Raw genomic sequence first — 23,877 nt, 5'->3', positions numbered from 1 at the left:
GTATTGCCTATTCGGCCGTAAACCCATAACAGGGCTAGATAACCCTTCACTTTCTGGTAAATAGCGGTCGGCGCGCAGGGCGTCTTTCACTCCAACTCGACGGCTCGGAATGCGCGGATTTCTGGTTCTTGCTGCTCGTATTCTGGTGTCCGGCGCTCTGCTCTATTTGGCGCTCCGCGGCGTGAATTTTGCCGCGATCCAGTCCCGCCTCAGCGAAAGCAGCCCTGCCTGGATTTTGGGCTGGATGGGACTTTCGGTGCTGGTGACCATCGTCCAGGTTTTCTGTGGCGCTTTGAGATGGCGGGAAATTTCCGGTCCCTGCGGGGCTCCGTTGCGTGCAACGCAAGCCTTCAAGTTCAACATGATCGGAACTTTCTTCAACCAAACGCTTCCGTCAACCATCGGCGGAGACGCCCTGCGTCTTTGGCTGGTCAACCGTACCGGCGCAGGTTGGCGAGCTGCCACCTATTCGGTGCTGGTCGACCGCGCAATCGGACTCATCGCGCTCGCGATCGTCGTGATTGTCAGCCTCCCCTGGAGTTATCAGCTGATCGGGGATTCGCGGGGACGCCTTGCTCTTGTGCTGATTGATCTAGCCGCCATCTCGGGCGGTCTGGGCTTCCTGCTCCTGGGGCGCCTGCCGTGGAAGTGGCTGCGGACGTGGTGGCCAACACACCACATCCACGCCTGCTCACTGATTGCAAATCGAACCCTCTTCGACCGTCACAGCGGACCCAGAATTGCAGTCCTTTCGCTGTGCGTGCACATCCTGACCGTCGTGATCGCATGGTGTGTCGTGCGCGCGATCTCTGCGCCCGCTGACTTCAGCCAGGTGTTCCTCCTCATACCACCGATCATGCTGGTCACGATGCTGCCGATTTCGATTGCCGGCTGGGGTGTGCGGGAGGCGACCATGATGGTCGCCTTCGGCTACGCCGGCCTGGTGCAGACAGATGGCACCATGGTGTCGCTGCTTTTCGGCGCATCCTCCTTCGTCGTAGGCGCGATTGGCGGACTGGTCTGGATCTTCAGCGCGGAGAAAGCTGCAAAGACTCCCGACGCGCTTCCAGAGGCAGGCTGAGGGCGCCGCAATTGGATCCGCTGGACGATGGTCAGGCAGATTTTTTCTGCAGCACGATCATGGTTCGAAACCCGAGCATGCGACCGAGCGCAGACTCGATGCGCTTCTCGAACGCCAGCACCCGCCGCCCCAAAGACTCCGGCATCAGTGTCCAGCGCTTGAACCCGCCGGAAAGCGGATAGACCCAGAAAGAGAACCAGGACACCTCGACGAATTCGAGATTTGGAAAGAGCCTCTCGAATTGAAGACGGTCGCGCGTCGCCAGCAGCGTCGGGATCGCTTGATTGGAATCGTAGGGATCACGCTCGGGGTTCGGCAAACCTTCGACAAAAGGAGTTGCCCTCATTCGTACCGGCTCGGGATGAATCAACCGGTAGAAAACCGTACTTCCGGGGGTGATCGCCGGCTCGATCATCACGCAACGGCCGCCAGCGCGCAAAACACGCTCGGCCTCCCGGAAGAACAGAACCGGGAACTCGATATGATGCAGCACGTCGAGCATGACGATGTTGCTGATGGCGCCGGAACCAAATGGCAAATTCTGCGCATCCGCGACCACGTCGACCATGGGGGAATGCTGGATGTCCGAAGATATGGCCGCGGGAATGAAGTTCTTGAGTTGCCCGATCCCCCCGCCGATCTCGATGGTTTCTCCGGCCACGCAGGCCGCGGCAATCCGGCGGTAGTAGTCCTCGTAGACCAATCGCAGGATCGGCTTTTGGGACCAAACGCTGCGATAGGAAGCGTGAGGGTCGCTCTGGATGGTACTGGACATCAATCAACCACCAAATGAATGATCAGATCGCCTTGATCTTGAAGAAGGCAAACACGACCATCTTCAGGAGCAACACGCCGTGGCGGAAGCGCGATATCTGCGTTTCACCATACGATCTCGCGGCATACCGGATCGGCAGATCGACCGACTTCAGGTTTAGTTTCGAGGCACCAAAAATCAGATCGAAATCTCCGAACGGATCGAAATCTCCGAAATACGCTTTACCCTCGCGCAGGCGATAATAGTCGGTTCGCCGCATTACCTTGGTGCCGCAGAGCGTGTCGGTATAGCGCTGGTTGAGCAACCACGAAAACAGATACGAAAAACTCTTGTTGGCGATCAGGTTCAGGAACCGCATGGCGTCATCTTCCAGCGGATAGACGAGGCGCGATCCGTTGATGAATTCACCTTTGCCGGACTGAATCGCATCCCAGAATTTCGGGAGCTGCTCTGGCGGCACCGTAAGATCGGCGTCGAGGATAATCAAGACATCGCCGCGCGCAACATCGTAGGCCGTGAACACGGCGTCGGCCTTGCCTTTGCCCGGCTGGACCATGGTCTTGATGTCTTTGTCCGGATAAGCAGCCTTGACCCGCTGCATTTCCTCAAAGGTGCCGTCCTTGCTGTGACCTTCAATGAAGATGATCTCCAGATCCTCGCAAAACTGCGGGATGCGCTGGACGGCGGGCTCGATGTTGCCGCGCTCGTTGCGGGCCGGAATGACGACTGTGGCAGAGCGCAACGTATCGTCGGGTTTCAACAGCGAACGGCAGACCACGTAATGACGTAACGCGAACCAACGAAACACCGGAAGAATGCTGATGAAGCGGTTGATGAGACGTCCGATTCCAAACAGCGACATGGGGACGATCATGCGCTGTTCAGTTTTGACGGCGTCAAAGCTGCCTAGACCGGCCAACGCCTGAACGTCTGCCGGCGACAGGACGTTCTGTGGCGGGTGGGGCATGCGCCCCCCGGCGAATTCAGCCAGCTTCAGCAACGGCATCCACAGATGCGAAAAGTAACCGACGACCAGCCGCGTCTCGCGCGTGCACAATGGATGCAGCCGCTCGAAAAACGCCTGAACGTCGTCGAGTGATCCGATCGTATCCAGCACAACGATGAAATCGAACGGCCCGGGAAGAGACGCAATCACCTCCGGATCTTCGGCATCGCCAACCAGAAATGTCAGACCGGGATGAAGCTTGCGCGCCTGTTCAACCATCGCCGGGCTGAAATCCAGGCCGACACCGAACGACGGTTCGAGGCCTGCAAGCGTATCGCCGGTGCCGCATCCGATTTCCAGAACGCGCGCACCTTTCGGGATCAAGAAGCGCAGATAGTTTTCGTCTTCACGATGAAAAAAATCGGCCTTCTCTCGCCAAGTGGCGCGAGCAGATGCATAGGCCTCTGAATGATTTAGAATAGCGGCTTTGCGCGATGGTCCTGCGACGACTGTCATGGCTTCGTGAGCACTTTCGAATATCCCCTGGCGGCGCAGCTATCCGACACGCGTCCAGCGTGAATTTCGAGCTATAAATATCCGCTTTTGGCGCATCCTTATGCGCTGGTTGCGTTGGCTTGCCAAGAAGGTATTTTTGGGTAAGAAGTGGTGAAATTCGCCGCAAATCCCCGCAATAACGGCTTCGAACAACGGAATATGGTGCTGGCTGGGATATGTGTGGCATAGCTGGCATCATCGACCCAAATCGGCGCATATCCCCGGACGATCTCACTGGTCTCGCAGATTCGATGGATCGCAGCCTCGAGCATCGCGGGCCGGACGGCCACGACGTCTGGCTTGACCATGATGCCGGGGTCGCGTTGGTCCACCGCCGCCTGGCCATCGTCGACTTGTCGCCCGCCGGGCGCCAGCCCATGCATTCGGCCGATGGGCGTTTCGTCATCAGCTACAATGGCGAAGTCTACAGCCACCTCGAGATTCGAAGGGAACTGGAGGCTGCCGGACAGGGCTTTCGCGGCCATTCCGACACCGAAGTGATTCTTGAATCGGTTGCCCGATACGGCATCACCGGGACAGTACGCCGGCTGATCGGGATGTTCGCGATCGCAATCTGGGACCGCAGGGACCGCACCCTGACGCTGGTCCGCGACAGGCTCGGGATCAAACCGGTCTACTGGGCGAAGATCGACGGCGTCTTCATGTTCGCATCGGAACTGAAAGCGCTGCGCGAATACCGCGGATGGACACCGCGGATAAGGCCGGAGGCCGTCGCTTCCTACATGCGGCACAATTACATTCCAACACCGCATACCATCTATCAGGGCGTCCACAAGCTCGAGCCCGGAACGATTCTCACGCTGCCGTGGAACGGCGAACCCAGCAGTGAGAAATTCTGGAATGCACGCGAAATTGCCATCGACGGCATTCGCAATCCGCTTCGTGAAGACGATGCAGAGTTGACCGACCGTCTCGAGTCCCTGCTGCTCGATGCGGTGGGAAAACGCATGATGGCGGATGTGCCGCTCGGCGCGTTTCTCTCGGGCGGCATCGATTCATCTCTGGTTGTTGCCTTGATGAAGGCGACGAACTCAGGCCCGGTGAAGACGTTCTCGATCGGCTTCGAACAAAGGGAATTCAACGAAGCACCCTATGCCGCGGCGATCGCAAAACACCTTGGAACCGAACACACCGAACTGATGGTCAGTTCGAGCGAAGCGCTGGATGTCGTGCCCAAGCTCGCAGAAATGTTCGACGAACCATTCGCCGATTCGTCGCAAATTCCAACCTATCTGGTGTCGGCGATGACGCGAAAACACGTCACGGTCGCTCTATCCGGAGACGGCGGCGACGAACTGTTCGCAGGTTACAACCGATATCAGCTGACTTCGAACATATGGCGAAAGCTGACGCTTCTGCCCGGCTTCATGCGCAAGGGCGCAGCTTCGGGATTGGCTTCCGTCGGCGCCGACCAGTGGGACAACATCTTCGCCATAGTGCGAAGATATCGCCCGACGGCCCAACCCGGGCGTAGCCTGCACAAGCTTGCCAGCCTGCTTGAAGTCGACGACTCCACGCAAATTTATCGCCAGTTGGTGAGCCATTGGGATCCCGCCGCCCTGATGCCGGGTGTTTCAGAGACGGTCGGCGTCCTGCAGGACGACACGATTCAACACGACTTCCCCAACCTGCTCGACCGGATGCAGCTGCTCGATCTGACGACCTATCTGCCCGACGACATCCTCACAAAGGTCGATCGCACGAGCATGGCCGTAGCCCTCGAAGCACGCGTCCCCCTCTTGGATCATCGCGTGGTGGAGCTCGCCTGGAGGATGCCCCGCTCGGTCAAGATCAGGAACGGAAAAACCAAATGGCTGCTTCGGCAAGTACTCAATCGGCACGTTCCCGCCGAACTCGTTGAGCGGCCCAAGATGGGATTCGGCGTGCCGCTGGCTGATTGGCTTCGCGGTCCGCTCCGGGACTGGGCGGAAAACCTGCTATCGGAAAAACGGCTTGGCGAAGCCGGCCTGTTCGATACGGCTTTGGTGCGGCGGTATTGGGAACAGCACCTTTCCAGAAAGAACAACTGGGCGTATCTGCTGTGGGATGTATTGATGTTCGAAGCCTGGCGCGAGCGTTGGGGTTAAACCTCACTGCCAGCGTTGCCGGACGCGCGCACCTCTTCAATATCGCAAACTCGTTTGCCGCCGAGCAGCCCGCGATAAAGGCTCTCATATCCGGCAACGCAAGCATCCAGGGTGAAATTCGACTGCACGCGCGCCTGTGCAGCGCTTCCGAAGCGGGAACGCAAGGCTGGATCGCCGACCAATTGCACGATGGCTCGCGACAATGCGTCGACATCTCGCGGCGGCACGATCACGCCGGTCGTGCGATCGAGTATTGCCTCGGCATTTCCGCCTACGTCGGTCGCGACGACGCATAGGCCTGCCGCCATCTGTTCAATGACCGCGTTGGAAAATCCCTCTTCGTGCGATGGCAGAACACCAAGATCGCTCGCGGCAATCAGGTCCGGAACATCGCTGCGCGAGCCCAGGAACCTGATGTGGTCACCGATTCCCAGCTCCACAGCCAGCGATCCGATTGCGGCGCCTGCCCCGTCGTCTCGACCGACGATCAGAAGCTGCCAATCGCGGGGCAGTAAAGCTGCGGCGCCGCCGAGCGCGCTGATCAGATCCAGATGCCCCTTGTAGGGTATCAAGTTCGCGACGACGATCATGACCAGAGCGTCTGCTGAAATACCCAGCGCGCCGCGCGTCTCGTTACGAGCTGCTTTTGAAGTAACACGCTTCAGATCGACGCCATTGTAGATGAGGCCGAGGCGCCGCTCATCGACCCCTTCTTCCGTAAGGTCCCCGAGCACGCGCCGCGAGTTGCCCAGGATTGCAGTCATATGGCCATGCAGACGCCGCTCCAGACCTCGCAGCAAGGGGTATTTCCCCTGGTAATGGTTGAGGCTCCGGCGGCTCATGACCCGGATTCGGATGCCGGTGAGAAATGCCAATGGCGCCGTTGTCAAATAGGCCATCGGAAGAAAGCAGTGCACGATCGCGGGCCGTCTCCGCACCAGTACTGTAAAGAGGTGTCCGGACACGATCGAAAACCTGATGAAACGGACGATCATCGGAGCCGGCCGGCCGTCCCGCTTGATCGGCGGGCAAATGATATTCACCCCACTTTCGGTGAGGCTCCGGGCCAGCGGCCCCTCACCCGCCAGACTGTAGATCGAGACGTTCCAGCCTCGCGACACCAGCCCGGCTGCTACCGATGCCAGATGCAACTCGGTGCCCCCGACTTCCAACGTGCCAATGGTGAAGATGACGTCACCCTTGGCCGCATCCGGCTTCACATTCATCCGAAGTCCTGAACTCCGCAAATCGAAAGCGCTCGGAGCCGGCGTCTCATTTTGCAGGAAGATCTACAGGTTGCGCGTCAGTCACAAGGACCCAGTAAATGCTGTTCCCCTCAATCTTCGACCATTCGGCCGTGGTGAATTTCCACGCCTGAACGTTCTTATCCAGCACGACATGGGCCGGCACGATGAACTGGTTGTCGCTGGTCCTTCCCGCCTCCATTCTCGGCGCAACGATAAACCCGAAAGGCAATTGCGGTGTTCGATCTTTGAGAAGGGGCTGATAAATTTCATTATTGCTCAGCGTGACTATCTTGGCGAACTCACTCAAGTGCAGGCTGGGCACCTCCTTTGGCAACGGCTGGTCATCGGCAACAACAAGAAAGCCGGACACCCGCCTCCCTCCAAATACCAATTGCTGATTCGGAACCGCAGTCGCCGCTGCGGCGGGCGGAGCAATGCGGTGAGCGAACCAGGGAACCGACATAAAGAGCACCAGAGCGGTGGCGAGGCTCCCCCACCACCGCCACGCTGGTCGAACTATTTCGTTCACGGGCGGAATGTGCCGGGAAAAAAGTCCGGAGGCTGTCAGCGCTGCTATCAATGGATAGCTTCCCGTCATCACCCTCATTCCGTCGTCGTAATACACGAATGCCGAGGATACCAAAATCGCCAGCATGGTCATAACCCAGAACAACACCTCCGTGCCGCTGGGACGATTGATGGCGAGAATGATCAGGCCGATTATGGAAACCACGAAGAAGATCGAGGTCGGCAACCATTTTGACGCCGGCGCACGCAGGTAACCGTAAGTGATCGTCGGGGGAACGGCGCGGGCAAACAATTCAGCGCTTACAGCCAGTCGGCGAATAATCGTTGCTGGGTCCTTTGCAATATTTTCGATGCCTTTTGAATACAGGAAATCGGTTTGGGCTTTCTCGGTATTGTCTATCCGCTTCATTTCATCCGCATAGCGCACGGGACATGACGACCAGTCCTGTCCGATCGAAAGCCCGCAGAGCGTATAGGCAAAGTTGCTGCCCGAAAGATCGGCGCCCCTTCCATAAAGCTTTTGCAGGGCGAAATTGGCCGACAGGCCGACACCAACGATGCCGATCACGGCCACGAAAATATAGACTTTCTTGCGCCAACTATCGCCAAAGCAACATACGATCCACAGCATCACGGCGGGCAGCAGAAACATCGCACCCATTCGGGTCATCAGAGCCATGAACGTCAACGCCAAACCCAGCAGCGCGAATTGCAGTGACCGACGTCCGAACGACTCCACAAAACAGGCGACAGAGAGGAAACTCCAGACAAATCCAAGCGGTTCGGTGAGAGTGGTCGCCAGAAACGAGCGGCTGAACATCAAGGAGAGAGCGACAAAGGCCAGACATGCCAGCGGGCCGCGCCAGACAAGAATGGATCGCGCTGCGATCCAGACCGAGACCGAGACCAGGACAACCTGGATGATCAGCATCTGGGCATAGGAGAACCCGGCCGCCGTCATCAACACGGATCTGAACGCCGCAGCAAACGGCCTGCGCAGGGCCATGCCGTTCCAATAACCGTCCCTTGCCTGATCCTGAGCCGCGGCGAAATAGCCGTGCGCATCCGAGAACGGAATGAGGCCGCCAATGCTTGCGCTGTTGAAATCGCCGGGACGCGGCAAACCCGCCCATGTTCCGCTCATCGAGAATACAAACAGACACAGCGTAAGAGGCAATCCCCAGGTCTTCAGGAATTTGTCGAGGGATTGCAGTTCCGGCTCGTACGAGTGAGACCCCATCAATACGGATAGCCAGATTGCAACGGCGCACAGGCTGGTTATCACCAGCAGGAAGTGCGCCGCGTAATGATCATGCTCGCCCGCGGCGCGGAGCCAATCTGCCCAATGAAAGATGGCTGCGGTCGGAAGCGCGTAGCCGTTGAGAAGAGCCGCAAGGCTGGCGAGCACGTAAGCCAGTGACATTGCCAGGCCGAGCCACATCGCCGCCCGCAACAACAGAAAGGGCATTCTCAAGAGGGTAGGAGCTGTCATAGGGGTGATTTCCTGAAATTCAGCGCACGCCGCAGCCGCGCATGCCGCCGCCGTGCACTTCCGTACATAGCGGCTGATTTGTTCTATTGGCCACGCTCGAAGTCATGATGTGCCAGCTTCGAGCTCATAGACGCCCATGGTTGCCGCGACCATTCGCTCGACGGAGAACTTTTCCTGAACGAGGGCCGGGCCGAGAGACTTGATTCGAGCGAGCGCTTCGGGGCTATCGAGAAACCGCAGCACGGCCTCGGCAAATGCCTGCGGGTCCTCTCCCGCAACGGAAGCTCCTGTAACGCCCTCATTGATGGTTTCCGCACAGCCTCCCACCGCGGCGACAACAGCGGGTACGCCGAAATGCTGCGCCTCGATCGATACGTTGGGCAATCCTTCGACGCGCGACGTCAACAGAAACACCGTCATCGACGGCCATACCGTGCTGATGTCGCTGACAAGGCCCAGAAGCGACAGATGCGCGCTGATCCCCAATTGCTCGGCGCGGCGCTCGACGTCTTTGCGCATCGGACCATCGCCCGCCCACACGAAATGGACATCCGGGCGCTTCTTCAGGATGTGGCTTGCAATCTCAAGCCAGAGATATGGACGCTTTTCCTCCGCAATGCGGCCCACGGTGCCGACAACAATTTTGCCCTCTCGCAAATGGCGACTTCCGGCGTCCGGCACTGCAGACTTGCCATCTGACGAAAAATCCAGCCCGTTCGGTATCACCTTGATGCGCGCAATCGGCAGCTGGAGCCAATTGGCGTAGTCGCGAGCGCCTGCGACACTGTTGTTGAGAATAGTGACCTGGGGAAGCTTCGCCAGTTCGCGATAGGCCTGCCACATATACGGTTGAAAGAACTGGAAATGGAGCGGCGACAGCGACCTGCAGCCCAGCACGATTTTCGGAACACCTGCTATCACCGCCCCTATTCCAGCTGCGATATTCGGCTCGTCCAGCCACGCATGAACGATCGCGGGACGCTCTGTCAAAAACTTGTTCGCGAAAAACAGGATGAGATCCACCAACTGCGGATTTCGACGAAACGCGGACCGTATCGACTGATCGTAGCCTGCAAGGGATTCACCCTGATTCAGCCTTTGCTGAACGCTGACCCGATCCTCGACAACGATGCCTGCGGCTTCGAGTTCGCTTGCAAAGAATCGGTTTCCGCCGGTCAGCGGCGACTGGCAAACAATCGAGACATGACGGCGAGTGCGGGAAGATATTCCCTTGGCAGTCAGCGAAAGCTGCCGTTCCGAGCCGCCCGCTCCAAGTGAGCCGGAGGCATAGACGATCGGACCATCGGCCTGGATGCGATTGACCGGAAAGCTCGACAGTTGCAGTCGGGAAATCGGGGCGCCGACGATTCTTTCAGCAAGCCTTCTAACACCGGCATTTCCGCTCTTCGCCAACAGCTGCAACAATCGGTCCGTAAGACGGAGACGACCGCGAACGTCCCGACCGATGAACTGGAGCGTGGATATTGACTCCGACTTCGGTGGATGGCGAGAAACCTTGACGATCCGAAGCGCGCCGCTTCGCAATACTGCGACGGCCCAGCGCAATCCCGCGAAATCCTCGGACCAGAAGATCAGTGCTGTTCGGAGCCGAAACGCAGAGCCTCCTAGTCTTCGGATGTCTTTTATACCCGGCGATGTCTGCGAAATCACCTGAGTGACACGGGGCTCTTGCTGCAAGCGCTGGAAGAGAGCGTCCGAGACCGAACCGGTCAGCACCAATACCACGGCCCCACTTCGCAACCGGCTGATCTCTTCCGACATACGATCGAGGATTGCCTGCTCCTCCGCGATCAGGGCGGGCGCCTCGCGCGCTTTGTCAGGTCGTGTGACTGGCTGTGCCATCTTCAGGCTGATGTCTGGTGAAACGTTCGGGAACAATGAACGCGTCAGGACGGAATTCCCGAGCGTTCCGCTCAATACCATCTCATCTGTCAGGAGGAAAGGTCAGCCGCCGAGGCCCCATCGAGGTCAACGGCGATTGCCACATCGACTTCATGGACGTCGCACCGCGTCGAAAAACGCCTGATAGCCCCCGATGTCCGGCCGCAATTCCGTGCCGGAGCCTTTTGACAGGTTCAACCTCTGCGTGACGACTTCACTTTGGCTGCAACAGCCTTGCAACGATGTGGTGGTTCGGATGATCAGCGCGCCCGAACTCGCGAAAGCCCTCTTGCCAGAGCCAGGTCTCGATTTCGTGCAGCGGATAGGTGTCGTTGATCCCCGGAGAAGCGGCATCGAACCAGCCTCCGGCGTCGGCGCCCTTGACCTTTTCAATGTAATCGTACCGCTCTTTCAGATCCATGCCGGCGGTGGCGCGACGCAGCCGTTCGACTTCGACATAATAGTCAAATCCACCTGGATCGTTCGAGTTCGGTTCCGCGTACAGCATCAGGAAGATGTATCCGCCCGGTTTGACCAGCCGGGCAATGTTGCGGAATGATCCATAGGTATCACCGGTATGGTGCAGAACGCCGAACGACCAAACCAGGTCGAAGCTTCGATCAGCGAGGGGAAGAGGTTTGGTCAGATCGTGCTGGAATACCGTTACCTTGTTCGCGAACTCGGAACACGCGGTCTTTGTGTGTTGCACGCCTGCCATTGATTGATCGACGGCGGTAACCGCGCATCCGAGTGATGCCAGAGCCCAGGACCACCGGCCGGATCCGCAACCCGCATCGAGGGCTTGTTTTCCCTGGAACCATTCGTCCGGCAACCGGCTGAACGAGCGAACCGAATTCCGCTCGCGCTCCTTCAGTTCGGGCCGGCTCTTGGTCCAGTCGCCGTCAGGCGTATCGGACCATTGATAATCGAAGCTGTCCCTTGTGTCGCGTTCGATCGGAAATGTGTTGATGCGATCAGCCGCCAGGTGACGCACGATCGAGCGCAACCGGCTTACCTCGAACTGCAAATAATCTATTTCAGACCGGACGGTATCCGGAACTTGTGCAGGAGCCGCAGGAGCTGCATTGTCCTTGACGCCCTGGAGAAGCGTTATTACCCGTCGGCCTATACCCATAACCGTACCAGTCACCTTAGTTGTTACGATCGCCGCAGGCGATCCGCTCGTCACTCACGCGACCGAGACTATCATGCGAGGATAACGAAAGTAACTTGCTCAGCCAATGTGCGCGCCGACTCGGTTGGCCGTGGGCAGCCACAGGTGATTGAGAACGACCAAAGCGGCCAGCATGAAACGTACGGTCCCCAGCATCCGGTCAGAGCCATCGCTCGCGCCAGGCCTGGAACATCAGAATGCACCAGATCGGATATGCCCAGGTTTCCCCCGACAGATGGCGGTTCCACATGGCGCGCACTGCCTTGGCCGCGAAGATACCCTCTTGCTCGAGCCGCCTTTCATCGATCAGCGCCTCCGCCCAGTCGCGCAATGGCCCGCGCAGCCAGTGGTCGATGGGAATGCCAAATCCCATCTTCGGCCGGTCGATGATCCCGCGCGGGACATGTTTGTAAAGCACCTGGCGCAGCGCCCATTTTGCGTCGGCGCCTCGGACCTTCATGTGCTGCGGCAGCCTCCAGGCCATTTCGACGACGCGATGGTCAAGCAGCGGCGCACGGATTTCGAGACTGACGGCCATGCTGGCACGGTCGACCTTGGTCAAGATGTCGTCGGGCAGATAAGTCATGAAGTCGATCATCTGGGCGCGTTGTACGGGATCCGCATATTGCGGCGCCAGCGACCCACCCCAGATCGGCGCGAGCTGCTCCTCCGGGCTGACCAGGAACTCCGAAGGCGGCCTGCCTTGAGACGCCAGCGGCAGGTAACGATGCTCGAAAGTCATGGCGCCCTGGCGCGCCAGCCAGGTCTCGCCTCGCGCGGCCCAATTTCCAACCCCCGCCCTTCGCAGTAGCGCGAATGCGCCTGATTGCAGCGTCCTCAAACCATAGGAGGCGGCTGTCCCCAGGAGCGGCGGCATCGGACGCGCCGTCGTCATGGCCTGCGCCTGTGCGTACCGGCCGTAGCCGGCGAAGCTCTCGTCGCCACCATCGCCGGATAGCGCCACGGTAACGTGCTGGCGCGCAAGTTTCGACACGATGTATGTCGGGATCTGCGAGCTGTCGGCGAAAGGCTCGTCGTAGATCTCTGGCAGTTTTGGCACGACCTCGAGCGCCTCTTCGGGAGAGACGTAGAATTCGCGATGTCGCGTACCAAGGTGTGCGGCCACGGCCCGGGCGTGCGGCGCCTCGTCGTAGCCGTCGACATCAAAGCCAATCGAGAACGTGTTGACCGGCTTGGATGACTGCGCCTGCATCAGCGCGACGACGAGCGAGGAATCGATCCCACCCGAGAGGAACGCACCAAGCGGAACGTCCGAAACCATGCGCCGCTTGACCGCGTCGGCCAGCAACCGCTCGAGCGCGTCGATCGATTCCTCTTCCGTGGCGGAGTTTCCGCTCCGCATGGCGTCGGCGGCAACGTCCTCGACGCGCCAGTAGAAGCCGGTCGTCAACTCGCCTTCGGCATCAAGTCGCGCCCAGCCGCCCGGCTCCAGTTGACGGACCTTGCGGTATATCGACAGCGGATGCGGAATGTATCCGAAGCGGGTGAATGCGGCGATCGCCTGTGGATTGAGCTCAGCTTCGAAGTCGGGATGGACGCGCAGCGATCGCAACTCGGAACCGAACATGCAAGTTCGTCCGAACTGTCCGATATAGAGCGGCTTTTTTCCAAGCCGGTCGCGCGCGAACCACGTCATGCGGGTTTGTCGATCATGGACGACAAGCGCAAACATGCCGATTGCCAGCGAAAGCGTGGGCTCGACGCCAATTCTGGCGATACTCTCGATCAGCACTTCGGTATCGGAATGGCCGCGGAAATTCAGCCCGGGCCGAGCTACGTCCCGCCGCATGTCCTCGGCATTGTAGATTTCACCGTTGAAGACGATCACCCAACGCCCGCAAGCCGATTGCATCGGCTGATGACCGGCCGGCGTCAGATCGATGATTGCGAGCCGTCGAAAACCGAGGGCAATGCCGCTCTCCGGATCGGCAAAACAACCGTCATCGTCTGGTCCACGGTGGACCATCTGATCGGCCATCAAGCCTGCGATCCGTCCCAGTTCGTCAGCGCCCCGCGACCGCGAGACATCGACGAATCCAGTGATGCCACACATGTCTCCCCCCAACGACCACGCGACATCGGCGAAACGTCGCATCAAAACGAAGCGTGCTTTAGCCACCTATTTTGGGCGATCCGACGTATATAGGATTGGGCGTTCCTGCCGCCTGGAACGAAATCGCAATCATGCCCCTCGGAATTGAGCAGATGTTGCGGACAGATAGCGAAGTCTTCAATATCGGTCAATCGGAACACCCCACTCAGCGGAGCGCAGATCCTGGTTTTCGCTGCGGAAAGCGTCATTCGACACCATCGTCATCGGCGTGCCGGAGCGGGGCTTGATCCGCCCTCGACACCTGTGACCGCGTATGATAGCGACCCTCCCTGCAGCAAAGGGGAACTAGCCCTGCAGGGACATCCTTGATGCTTTTGCATGGTTGGCTCGTTACTTGACCGGGACACGACCAAGAGCATGAGAGTTAAAGTCATCAATGCCGGGCGACGGTCTTTGCTGCCCTCGTTCTCCGAGGTGTACGACCACCGAGAACTGATCGTCCTTTTCGTCGATCGCCATATCAAGAGCCGCTATCGCCAGATGGCCCTTGGCATAGCCTGGGCATTATTGGAGCCGCTGTTTCAGCTCCTGCTGATGTCGGTTGTTTTCGGCTTCCTGCTGCGCGTAAACACGAACGGCTATCCCTACCCTGTGTATGTCTTCGCCGCGTTGATTCCCTGGCAGCACTTCACGCGAACGGCGATGTCGGTGACCGGGTCGCTGCAGGATAACCTGTCTCTGATTTCGAAGGTCTATTTTCCGCGGATTATTCTTCCAATCGCGGCCATGGCCCGCGAAATGTTCGACACCGCGATTCAGCTCGCGATCCTGCTTATCCTGGCGGCCTTCTACGGTTATTATCCATCGCTCAAGCTGGTGCTCCTGGCGCCCGTGGTGCTGATCCTGATCTCGTTTGCCGGCGCTGGCCTGGGTTTATGGGCTGCCGCAATCGTGGTTCGCTTCCGGGACGTTCGCCCGGCTTTGTCAATCGCGCTGCAGGGCGGGCTCTATCTCACGCCGATTCTCTATGCTGCAAGCGTGGTGCCGCAGAACCTGCGCTTTCTGTACCAGCTAAATCCGATGTACTGGGGTGTGGAGACATTCCGCTGGCTGTTGATCGATCAACCCCTCGTCTGGGACTGGACGCTTCCCGTCTCGCTGACGCTGACCGCGATCATGACCGCACTCGGCATCGTCATATTCTCCGTCAACGAGAGAACGACCGTAGATGTCCTCTGAAATCGCAATTCGGTGTCAGGGGCTCGGCAAGCGCTATCTTGTCCCCGCACGTCGACGCGGAAGCACGATCGAAAATCTCGTCGGGCATTTCAAGGAATACACCTCACTGGTCGGGCGCGACGAGGCGGACTATTTCTGGGCTCTTCACGACGTTGGTTTCGAGGTAAAAGCTGGCGAGATTCTGGGCGTTATCGGCCGTAACGGGTCCGGCAAAAGCACGCTGCTGAAAATTCTATCGGGCGTGACTGATCCGACTGAAGGCAGCGCAGAATTACGTGGTCGCGTGGGATCGCTGCTCGAGGTTGGTACCGGTTTTCATCCCGACCTGACCGGACGCGAAAATATCTTCATGGCGGGCGCCCTGCTTGGCCTAAACCGATCCGAAATCGCCAAGCAGCTTGACGAGATCATTGATTTCGCCGGCATCGACCGGTTCATCGACGCTCCGGTGAAGAGATATTCGAGCGGGATGTACGTGCGTCTCGCATTTTCGGTGGCCTCGCTGCTGCGTTCGGACATCCTGATTCTCGACGAAGTGCTGGCCGTCGGTGACAGCGCCTTCAAGGAAAAAAGTGAAAACAACATCAACAAGATCGCCAACGACGGGCGAACGGTGCTGCTCGTCAGTCATAGTATGCAGGCCATTCGTCACATGTGCGAGCGCGCCATCGTTCTGGACAAAGGACGGCTCGTCGTAGATCAACCAGCCGATGAAGCGGTAAGTCAGTACCTTCGCTCGCTGCATCCCGACGAGGGAGCTGACCTGCGAAATTTGTCGCCGCTGGTCGATCTGACGGCGGTCGAGTCCGAGGATTGGCCACGCCCCTTCAAGACGATCAAATCAATTGAGACGGCTACGCCATCTGGACCGACGCGCACTTTCCAAACTGGCGAAACGATGTTGATCCGCATCCGCTACGAGATGCCGAAACTGATCGCACCGTGCTACTTCACTGTTTTTGTCGTAAACGACGTCGGCGAGCGCATGTTCGTCAGTTACAGCTATCATGATCAGGAAAAAACTGAATTTCCTCAGAGGGGCGTGATCGAGTGCCGCATCGATGCGTTGCCCCTGCTCGATGGCATCTTTCATATTGATCTCGATTTTGGCGCAGTTCAGACTCTGGGCGGCCTGCGGTATCTGGACTACATCAATCGCGCTACCACGTTCGCCGTCGAACAGGGGAATTACTTGAGCACCAGGCCGAATCTGAAGAACCAGGGTTTATTTGCTTTGCGCAGTCGGTGGAACGCGTCCGGCTAGCCAGAACTTCAAGAGGTCGCAAAGGACACGTGCCCCTTACCGTCGTTTCAATCTCGGAGATCAAGCCCGGCGACTGGGACAACCTTGTGCGCAGTTCGCCGGACGGTTGGGTTTTCGGCTTGCATGGCTGGCAGCAGCTTGTCACCGAAGTCGAACCCTGGGGATTTCAGGAACTCGGATTTGGTCTGGTGGACGGGAACGAGTTGGTCGCCGTCATGCCGCTGCACTTCCAGCCATCAAGTCGGGTCGCAGCATCGGGCGGCTGGGGGGGCGCGGGCCCGATCGTCGCCGACGGCATCGCGCCGGAAAGGTACGCATCCATCGTCGGTGAAGCTCTTGGCGAGGCGATCAAGCGCGCGACGGCCAACGGCGCGGTCCGCCTCGGCATCGCATCGTCTCCCGTCACACGCCGAGCCATCTCGGGAGACGGAGAGGCCGGGCCATATGTCGCCTCGGGATTTGTCGACCGGTCACTGAGATCGCAGATTATTGCGCTCGACCGTAGCGAGCAGGATATATGGATGGGCCTGTCGAAAACCGCGCGCAATCTCGTCCGTGGGGCAGAAAAGGCAGGTTATCGCGTCGAACAGGTCGAGTGGGAGGCCAATCTTGATGCCTACTACGACATGCACACCGAAACCTACATACGGACTGGCACGACACCGCACCCAAGGTCGTATTTCGAAGGCATAGCAAAGCATATCGCGTCATCAGGCGCGGCTCGGCTGGTTGCGATATTGACGCCCGCCGGTGAGCCCATTGCATTTCACAATATGGCGGTGCTCGGCCCGGGCGCCTTTTATCACACGGGATGCTCGCGCGAGATCGCGGAGAGCGACGGTGCCGGCTATCTGCTGATGTTTGGCGCGATCAACGCGGCTCGGTCAGCCGGTGTCTCGAGATACGACTGCGGCTGGATCTTTCCCGAGGCCGGCGAGGGAAAACAAAAAGGCTTGACCTTGTTCAAGACCCGCTTTGGCGGTGAACCGCGCCAATCGTTCCGGGCCGAATTGTCGTTCGCCCAGCACAGCAGCGCCGTCCAGCCCGATTCCGCACCGCCAAGTCATATCCGGCGCCTCGGCTCCTGGGTTGCACGGCTACGGTGGAGAACTGGACCATGACGACTTCGTCGACGGAAAAAGCGATCAAGGAAGCTTACGAAGCTGGCAAGATCTATAAAACCAGCACGATTTGCGCGCATGCGGACCGTAACTCGCCCGAATATGCGCACCGGCTATTATGGGAAAAGATCGAGCTGGTGCGCAAACATGCCCGACCGGGCCGTCTGGTTGACCTGTGCTGTGCGACGGGCGTTCACTTGATCGAACTTGCCGATTTGTCGGAAGATGCCGTTGGCATCGATTTTTCGGCTCCCTTTATCGAGAAGGCGAAAGCAGATGCCATTGCCGCAGGTCTCCGTCACCTCCGGTTCATGGAAGGCGACGCCAAGGCAATTCCGCTCGATGGCGGCACCGTCAGCACACTGTATTCGTTCTCCGCCCTCTACGTTATTCCCGACCTGAACAAGGTGATCTCGGAAGTCGCCCGTGTACTTGAACCCTCGGGTCGCTGTGTTCTGGATTTAGGTAACTCGCGCTCCCTGAACACCTACTGCGTCAGCAAGTACACCGAGCTGCCGCCGTCCTTTCATTTGCCGTTGCCGACAATTCTGAAAGTGCTTTCCGACAATGGTCTGTCTGTCGTCGAACATCGTGCCTTTCAACTCTTGCCGCTTTGGGCAGACCGACCCGGCTGGCTTTGGCCGCTCCTCCATCCGAAATGGAAATCACTGATGAGCCATCGTGTACGTGATCGCATGATCGATGAATGGATCAGCAATCTGCCGGGGCTGAAAAATTTCGCGTTCCGCCACCTAATCGTCGCCAAAAAACGCTCCTAGGCGCACCGCGTTCGTATGAGAGTACCGTGATTCAGTCCCAGACTTCTTTCCATCCCGAAGAAGAAAACGCCATCGTCGACTATTTGACGACGCTCTATCGCGGTGTGTTCACACCTGAAGCGATCCGCACCCATCTTGCCAGTCACGTGGGTTACGACTTCGCCGACTATGCCCTGGCGGTGACCGCGCCTCACCTTCCGCAACAGGCCAAGGTTCTCGATCTCGGCTGCGGATTCGGCAGCTATGTGATCCGGGCGCGCGAAGCGGGACTCGACGCGGTCGGCGTCGAACTTTCCGCATTCGAGATCGAGTTCGCCAAACGGCGGCTGCAACGTCTGCGCCCGGCGGACAACGCCGACGAGATTTTCAAGGTCGCAGACGCCACCCGAATTGAGCCGGCCGGGGGTGCATTCGATGCCGTGACGCTCTGGAACGTGCTGGAGCATATCGAGGACGCCGCCGCCATCCTGCGTTCCGTCGATCGGCTCTTAAAGCCCGGGGGACAGGTTTTCATCGTTTGTCCCAACTACCAGGCAACCCGTGACGAGGCGCACTATCATGTGCCCTGGAATGCCGATCTCTCGCGGAATCGCGGCAAGGCTGTCGACTATCTGCGCTCGCTCGGCCGCGATCCGGCCTTTTTCGAGACTTCGATCTATTGCCGGACCAACCGCGAGGTTATTGGTATCCTCGAGAAACTTGGATACACCCTCTTCGAACTCTCGCCGCGGCGGCCGATTTCCTATCGTCTGCGGCATTTGGTATCGATCCTTCGTCAATGGAAAGCGGTGCAGAACGCCCGCAGCGACTTCAAGCATTCCGTTGAGGTTGCCGCGGTAAAGGCCTTCGCATGAACAAGTTGCTTGTCATCATTCCCGATCGCATCACCGGCGTCGTCGAGAAGGGAGAGTATCAACCGAATTACTATAACCCCGGCGATCTCTTCGACGAAGTCCACCTGCTTCTGACCAACGACGATCAGCCTGATATCGCCAGTATTCAGCACACTGTCGGCCGCGCCAAACTGTACATTCACAACTACCCGGACGACCTCAATCTGGTCGCGAAACACCATCGCCTGCTGACGCCCTTCCGGCTGAAGAAATGGGCCAAGGGCGGCATAGAGATCGCGCGCCGCATCGCACCAAGCATGATCCGGTGTCATGGCGTCGACTGGAACACGTATCTTGCGAGCCGCATCAACCAGGCGCTCGGAATCCCCTACGTCACCTCCATTCACATCAACCTGGACGAAAACCCCAATCGTCGCTTCAAGGGCGGCAATCTCACGCCGGCACAGGAACAACAGAACGCGTTCTATGAATATCTGGAGAGCGAGGCGCTGAAGCGGGCCCATCTGGTCATGCCGGTCTACAAGCCGATCCTGCCCTATCTCGCCCGCAAGGGAATCTCACGGGTCGAGGTTTGCTACAACATTCTCGATGGCGCGAACCTGAAGGAGAAAACCGACTACCGGATCAACGGCCCGGCGCGGCTGATCTATGTCGGGCGCTTGTTTGCCGAGAAGGATCCCTCCAACATCATTCGTGCCGTCGCCGCGATGCCTGACGTGCACTACACGATTGTCGGCGACGGTCCGCTGCGGCCAAAGCTGGAAGAGCTGGTCCGCCAACTGGGCGTCGGCGATCGCGTCACATTCCGGCCGGTCGTCTTCAACGCCGAGCTTTGCCGTATGCTTCCCGAATACGATCTGTTTGTGATCCATACGGAGTATTTCGAGATTGGCAAATCCCTGCTCGAGGGCTTGCTCGCGGGTCTCCCGGTCGTGATGAACGCAAGACAGGGTCAACCGGTGCCGGAACTCCAGAACGGCATTGTAAAACTCGTTGCCAACACGGTAGAGGACTACGGCAAGGCTATCCGGGAGTTTCTGGCAAGCGAAGATCGCAGGGCCGCGCTTGGGCGCGGGGCGTATCGCAAGGCACAGGAAGAATACGCGCCCGCGGTAACCGAGCGGAAAGTCGTTGGCATCTACAAATCGATCCTTGAACGCACATGAATGATCCGCTCCAGCGTTTGCGCTGTCCTCACTGCCGCGAAGGCAAGCTCGTTCCCACCGAGGGCGCGCTGCGGTGCGTCGCGTGCACGAAAATTTCCGCCCTCGAGAACGGTGTTGCCGCGCTGGTTGCCGATTTCGGCACACACGCGGCCGAACTCGAGCGCGCGCGAACCATAAACCCGCTCTGGTATGTCGAAGAGCAGCTGCCCGAAGCCACCAGCCCGTGGCGTCACCATTTGAAGAAGCGTCGGCTCTACGTCCAGAAACTGCTCAGCAACGAGCTGAAGCGGCGCGGGACGGACAAAGTACCCGCCCTGCTCGATCTGGGTTGTGGCGACGGCAATCATCTCAAATGGCTTTCGCCCTACGCCGAAGCCAGCTACGGCTGTGACTACAATATGGTGCGGCTTGCCCGCGCCCGCGCGCAAAATCCGCAGGCAACGATCTTTCTTGCCGATATTCTGGACTTCCCCGCGTTCGACGGCTCGTTCGATATCATCTTCTTCAACCATGTCATCGAGCACATCAGGGACGACATACGGGCCTTGCAAACGGTGAAGCGGCTGCTTGCGCCCGGCGGCCTCCTCGTTCTCGGAACACCAAACGAAGGCGCGTGGTGGTGGCAACTCGCCTACAGGCGGGACCCCCAATCGATGGAAACGACCGATCACGTACACTTTTACACGGCAGAGACGTTGACGGAGCGGATGCGCGCGACCGGACTTGTGATCGAAGAAGTCCACCACATGGGATGGGGTCCGCCGGATTGGCGGCTCGACGGGCGGATTCGCAAATACAAGATCGTCGACGACGCTTTCGAATGGTTTGGGCGCGCGCTGCTGCCAAGGCAGGCATCGTCACTCTACGTCGCAGCCCGCCCTGCGTCAGTCGCGTGATTGCGCCAAAGGGCGCGGCTAGCTAGAGTTCAATCTATTTCGAAACGCCGGGACCATACACGTGCAAGCCTACAAGAATGCGCAAGAAACGCCGGCTAATCTCGGCCTCGATCAACCGGTCAAGAACGTCCTGGTGATCATACCCGGTTATGCCGCAGCGACCAGCCGCATTGGCGAGGGAAGCACGTTGCTCTCGGCAGTCGGCTGGCTCTGGCGCGTCTTGACCACTGGGAATTACAAGTCGTTCGTACAGCAGTACCGCGATTACTATGCGAACCCGCGCTCAAGCGCCTATATGGCCGGGGCCATCGGTGAACTGATCGGCAAGGGGCTGCCGGACGCGCAGGTGGTTCTGGCTTGCCCTGCGCAAGACGACTGCCCCTCGTCCTGGGCAGCCCGGCGGCTCCCCCTCCCCGCCGCACGATCGGATTACAGCGACGTGGTCAAATCACTTGGAACCGGGGTGACGTTCGATGCCGCGATCCTCGCCCATCATGATGCGCTGGGACTTGGACTCTACGCACTCGAAAGGGCGCTGCTGGCCCAATTCAAGGACGTGTTCGTCATCAACGGGCGACGACGGGTCTATCGGCTCGACCAGCCGGCACAGCAGGCCCATAAGCTCCGCCGCTTCCTGGCGCAGACTCGTTTAGCCGAACTCCTGATGAGCTATCACATTGATTTATTGACATTTTTTTTGAAATGGAGCAATCAGCCACGAAAGTCGTAGGGACGGTCACCGCCATTGCGCGAGAGCCCAATCTCGCGCAGAAACCCAGTGACCTAGAACCCATCCATATCCGCGGTATCATGGAACAAACCGGCATCAAGGGCAGAATTCGCGACTGGTGGGCAAACGCGCCGATGACCTATGCCGAGCGGCATGGCGACGTTGAGTACACCCGGCCGGACGGCACCAAGGAAAAAGTCGCACTCGGCAGCCGGCGATTTTACGAAGTGGCCGATGAGCGCTTCTACTCCTGGAATACGCAGCTTCATTTGCCGGATCAGCCCTTTGGCCGGATGTTTCCCTACGACCGCTATCGCGGCAAACGCGTGCTGGAAGTTGGATGCGGCATGGGGTGCATGGCAATGAACTGGGCCAGGAACGGCGCGGACATGACCGCCGTCGACCTCAATCCGGTGGCAATCCAGCAGACGCGGCAGCGGTTCGAGCTTTTTGGCCTCAAGGGAGCCATCAACGAGGCCGATGGAGAACTGCTTCCATTTGAAGACGCGACATTCGACTACGTCTACTCATGGGGTGTGTTGCATCACTCGCCCAACACCAGGAAATCGATTGCCGAACTGCATCGCGTTCTGAAGCCCGGCGGACAGGCCGGCGTCATGCTGTACCACCGCAATTCGATCCTGTTCGACTACACGGTGCGCTGGGTCGAAGGCTACATCAACATGGAGAACGAGTTTCTCGACGAGACGGAGCTCGCGAGCCGGTATGGCGACGGCGGCCGCGAGGAAGGCAATCCACATACATGGCCCGTCACCGAAGCTGAGGTCCGAGGCGACCTGTTCGCGCCGTACCAGAACGTCAACATAGCCGTTCTCGGCGCCGACGTTCCTCCGATCTTGAACACGTGGCGGCCGAACTTCGCTTCGCGGATGGATCAAGAGAAGCTGGACGCGCTTGCTTCTCGCAAGGGATGGAGCCTTTGGATCACGGGAGACAAACCGTCGTGAGCAGCACAGGCGCATCTGCCATCGGGCGTCTCATGCGGCGGGTGCGGCTCGCAGCCACGCAGCCTTCATCTGCGGTCGCGCGATTGAAACAGATCGTTGGCAACGGTCGTACTTCAACGCCAAATGATCTCGCCTCAACGCCAAACGACCTTGCGGTCTTTGAACGATATGCGAGCCATGCCGCGTCCCTCGGATTAACCAGGCCGCTGCTGTTTCTGTCCTTCGATTGCGACACCGATCTCGATCCTCCGGCAACCATCGAGGTCATGAAACTTCTGGACAGCCTTGGGATCAAGGCAACGTTCGCGGTTCCCGGCGTGCAGCTCGAACGTGGCATCGACATCTATCGCGATGTCGCGCAACGCGGTTGCGAATTCATGAACCACGGACACCTTCCGCACGCGGAGTGGCGGGATGACCGCTATGTCGGCATCACGTTCTACGAGAACATGCCGATCAGCGCGGTCGAAGCCGACATTCGCAAGGGCCACGAAACAGTGACGCGCCTGACCGGTCGGCCGCCGCAGGGATTCAGGGCTCCGCATTTCGGTCATTTCAAGCAACCAGATCAACTTGCGCTGGTTCATCGGCTGGCGCATGAGCTGGAGTATCGCTATTGCTCGACGACACTGCCCGAATATGCGTTGATCCACGGCCCCGCACCGCTCGTCGATCAGGTCGTCGAGCTGCCGGCATTCGGATCCGTCAGGGCGCCGACCTCCATCCTGGACTCATGGACGCATCTTTCCGACCGCAAGGATTATGCTCTGGCGCCAACCTACGCCGAGTTCATGGTTGAAACGGTCGACAAATTACTCGCCGAAAAAATGCCTGCGTTGCTGACCTGGTATGCGGATCCGGCGCACGTAGCCGGACAGGAGCCGTTCGAACGGGCGATGAAGCACCTCGCCTCGCATGGCATTCGAAGTCTTTCTGGCAGCGAGGCAGCTGCACTCGGCCGCGTCGGCTGATGACCAG

Annotated in this window: 19 protein-coding genes; 12 read left to right on the top strand and 7 right to left on the bottom strand. The window is 59.0% G+C overall.

Annotated features, from left to right (window positions below; all coding sequences use genetic code 11):
* Positions 1-109 precede the first annotated feature (109 nt).
* The gene (locus JQ597_RS29335; RefSeq protein ID WP_212268964.1) at positions 110-1,081 is read left to right on the top strand and encodes a lysylphosphatidylglycerol synthase transmembrane domain-containing protein; all 972 of its coding nucleotides are present in this window, start codon (positions 110-112) and stop codon (positions 1,079-1,081) included.
* A 31-nt stretch (positions 1,082-1,112) separates the two neighbouring features.
* Here the strand turns inward: JQ597_RS29335 and JQ597_RS29330 are convergent, their stop codons facing one another.
* Positions 1,113-1,784: a methyltransferase domain-containing protein gene (locus tag JQ597_RS29330; RefSeq protein ID WP_212268963.1), complete on the bottom strand. Its 672-nt coding sequence runs from the start codon at positions 1,782-1,784 to the stop codon at positions 1,113-1,115.
* A gap of 94 nt (positions 1,785-1,878) precedes the next feature.
* Complete coding sequence (locus JQ597_RS29325) at positions 1,879-3,318, bottom strand: glycosyltransferase (protein ID WP_212268962.1); 1,440 nt, start codon at positions 3,316-3,318, stop codon at positions 1,879-1,881.
* A 215-nt stretch (positions 3,319-3,533) separates the two neighbouring features.
* On the opposite strand from JQ597_RS29325, the gene asnB (JQ597_RS29320) reads away from it, so the two are divergent.
* Complete coding sequence (gene asnB / locus JQ597_RS29320) at positions 3,534-5,465, top strand: asparagine synthase (glutamine-hydrolyzing) (RefSeq protein ID WP_212268961.1); 1,932 nt, start codon at positions 3,534-3,536, stop codon at positions 5,463-5,465.
* Here the strand turns inward: asnB (JQ597_RS29320) and JQ597_RS29315 are convergent.
* From JQ597_RS29315 to asnB (JQ597_RS29295), 5 genes are all read right to left on the bottom strand, one after another.
* Positions 5,462-6,691: a glycosyltransferase gene (locus JQ597_RS29315; protein WP_212268960.1), complete on the bottom strand. Its 1,230-nt coding sequence runs from the start codon at positions 6,689-6,691 to the stop codon at positions 5,462-5,464. The two genes, asnB (JQ597_RS29320) and JQ597_RS29315, sit on opposite strands and share 4 nt — an antisense overlap.
* Positions 6,692-6,737: 46 nt before the next feature.
* A complete protein-coding gene (locus JQ597_RS29310; protein ID WP_212268959.1) occupies positions 6,738-8,732 on the bottom strand; it encodes a hypothetical protein in 1,995 nt (664 codons plus the stop codon).
* Positions 8,733-8,834: 102 nt separating this feature from the next.
* The gene (locus tag JQ597_RS29305) at positions 8,835-10,670 is read right to left on the bottom strand and encodes a glycosyltransferase (RefSeq protein ID WP_212268958.1); all 1,836 of its coding nucleotides are present in this window, start codon (positions 10,668-10,670) and stop codon (positions 8,835-8,837) included.
* A 178-nt stretch (positions 10,671-10,848) separates the two neighbouring features.
* Positions 10,849-11,823, bottom strand: a complete 975-nt coding sequence (locus tag JQ597_RS29300) for a class I SAM-dependent methyltransferase (protein ID WP_212268957.1) — start codon at positions 11,821-11,823, stop codon at positions 10,849-10,851.
* A 145-nt stretch (positions 11,824-11,968) separates the two neighbouring features.
* Positions 11,969-13,882 carry an asparagine synthase (glutamine-hydrolyzing) gene (gene asnB, locus JQ597_RS29295; RefSeq protein ID WP_212268956.1) on the bottom strand — a complete coding sequence of 638 codons (1,914 nt, stop codon included), beginning with the start codon at positions 13,880-13,882 and terminating at the stop codon, positions 11,969-11,971.
* Positions 13,883-14,299: 417 nt separating this feature from the next.
* Between asnB (JQ597_RS29295) and JQ597_RS29290 the strand changes: the two genes are divergently transcribed.
* The 10 genes from JQ597_RS29290 to JQ597_RS29245 all read left to right on the top strand — a co-directional run bounded on the left by JQ597_RS29290 (position 14,300) and on the right by JQ597_RS29245 (position 23,870).
* Complete coding sequence (locus tag JQ597_RS29290; protein ID WP_212268955.1) at positions 14,300-15,121, top strand: ABC transporter permease; 822 nt, start codon at positions 14,300-14,302, stop codon at positions 15,119-15,121.
* A complete protein-coding gene (locus JQ597_RS29285) occupies positions 15,111-16,385 on the top strand; it encodes an ABC transporter ATP-binding protein (protein WP_212268954.1) in 1,275 nt (424 codons plus the stop codon). Before JQ597_RS29290 ends, JQ597_RS29285 begins: the two co-directional genes overlap by 11 nt.
* Entirely contained in the window at positions 16,367-17,506 is a 1,140-nt protein-coding gene (locus JQ597_RS38355) for a lipid II:glycine glycyltransferase FemX (protein WP_212268953.1), read from the top strand. The genes JQ597_RS29285 and JQ597_RS38355 overlap by 19 nt, the downstream gene beginning before the upstream one ends.
* A complete protein-coding gene (locus tag JQ597_RS29275; RefSeq protein WP_212268952.1) occupies positions 17,503-18,285 on the top strand; it encodes a class I SAM-dependent methyltransferase in 783 nt (260 codons plus the stop codon). The genes JQ597_RS38355 and JQ597_RS29275 overlap by 4 nt, the downstream gene beginning before the upstream one ends.
* Entirely contained in the window at positions 18,213-19,139 is a 927-nt protein-coding gene (locus JQ597_RS29270; protein ID WP_212268951.1) for a class I SAM-dependent methyltransferase, read from the top strand. Before JQ597_RS29275 ends, JQ597_RS29270 begins: the two co-directional genes overlap by 73 nt.
* Entirely contained in the window at positions 19,136-20,305 is a 1,170-nt protein-coding gene (locus JQ597_RS29265) for a glycosyltransferase (RefSeq protein ID WP_212268950.1), read from the top strand. The genes JQ597_RS29270 and JQ597_RS29265 overlap by 4 nt, the downstream gene beginning before the upstream one ends.
* A complete protein-coding gene (locus JQ597_RS29260) occupies positions 20,302-21,201 on the top strand; it encodes a class I SAM-dependent methyltransferase (RefSeq protein WP_212268949.1) in 900 nt (299 codons plus the stop codon). The genes JQ597_RS29265 and JQ597_RS29260 overlap by 4 nt, the downstream gene beginning before the upstream one ends.
* 61 nt (positions 21,202-21,262) lie before the next feature.
* A complete protein-coding gene (locus JQ597_RS29255; RefSeq protein ID WP_212268948.1) occupies positions 21,263-21,931 on the top strand; it encodes a hypothetical protein in 669 nt (222 codons plus the stop codon).
* Between the two features lie 80 nt (positions 21,932-22,011).
* On the top strand, positions 22,012-22,899 hold the full coding sequence (locus JQ597_RS29250) for a class I SAM-dependent methyltransferase (protein ID WP_212268947.1): 888 nt from the start codon (positions 22,012-22,014) through the stop codon (positions 22,897-22,899).
* Complete coding sequence (locus JQ597_RS29245) at positions 22,797-23,870, top strand: polysaccharide deacetylase family protein (protein WP_212268946.1); 1,074 nt, start codon at positions 22,797-22,799, stop codon at positions 23,868-23,870. The genes JQ597_RS29250 and JQ597_RS29245 overlap by 103 nt, the downstream gene beginning before the upstream one ends.
* Positions 23,871-23,877 lie beyond the last annotated feature (7 nt).

It is taken from the genome of Bradyrhizobium sp. AUGA SZCCT0177 (genome assembly GCF_018130125.1).
In the GTDB taxonomy this organism is placed as follows: Bacteria; Pseudomonadota; Alphaproteobacteria; order Rhizobiales; family Xanthobacteraceae; genus Bradyrhizobium.
The sequence above is the reverse complement of the archived record's forward strand: the minus strand, read 5'-3'. Positions and strand labels throughout refer to the sequence as shown.

Coding starts and splice junctions, on each gene's coding strand:
- JQ597_RS29290 (WP_212268955.1), top strand. CDS start 14,300: ATGAGAGTTAAAGTCATCAATGCCGGGCGACGGTCTTTGCTGCCCTCG.
- JQ597_RS29275 (WP_212268952.1), top strand. CDS start 17,503: ATGACGACTTCGTCGACGGAAAAAGCGATCAAGGAAGCTTACGAAGCT.
- asnB (WP_212268956.1), bottom strand. CDS start 13,882: ATGTGTGGCATCACTGGATTCGTCGATGTCTCGCGGTCGCGGGGCGCT.
- JQ597_RS29250 (WP_212268947.1), top strand. CDS start 22,012: ATGGAACAAACCGGCATCAAGGGCAGAATTCGCGACTGGTGGGCAAAC.
- JQ597_RS29270 (WP_212268951.1), top strand. CDS start 18,213: ATGGATCAGCAATCTGCCGGGGCTGAAAAATTTCGCGTTCCGCCACCT.
- JQ597_RS29315 (WP_212268960.1), bottom strand. CDS start 6,691: ATGAATGTGAAGCCGGATGCGGCCAAGGGTGACGTCATCTTCACCATT.
- JQ597_RS29325 (WP_212268962.1), bottom strand. CDS start 3,318: ATGACAGTCGTCGCAGGACCATCGCGCAAAGCCGCTATTCTAAATCAT.
- JQ597_RS29260 (WP_212268949.1), top strand. CDS start 20,302: ATGAATGATCCGCTCCAGCGTTTGCGCTGTCCTCACTGCCGCGAAGGC.
- asnB (WP_212268961.1), top strand. CDS start 3,534: ATGTGTGGCATAGCTGGCATCATCGACCCAAATCGGCGCATATCCCCG.
- JQ597_RS29285 (WP_212268954.1), top strand. CDS start 15,111: ATGTCCTCTGAAATCGCAATTCGGTGTCAGGGGCTCGGCAAGCGCTAT.
- JQ597_RS29335 (WP_212268964.1), top strand. CDS start 110: ATGCGCGGATTTCTGGTTCTTGCTGCTCGTATTCTGGTGTCCGGCGCT.
- JQ597_RS29310 (WP_212268959.1), bottom strand. CDS start 8,732: ATGACAGCTCCTACCCTCTTGAGAATGCCCTTTCTGTTGTTGCGGGCG.
- JQ597_RS29265 (WP_212268950.1), top strand. CDS start 19,136: ATGAACAAGTTGCTTGTCATCATTCCCGATCGCATCACCGGCGTCGTC.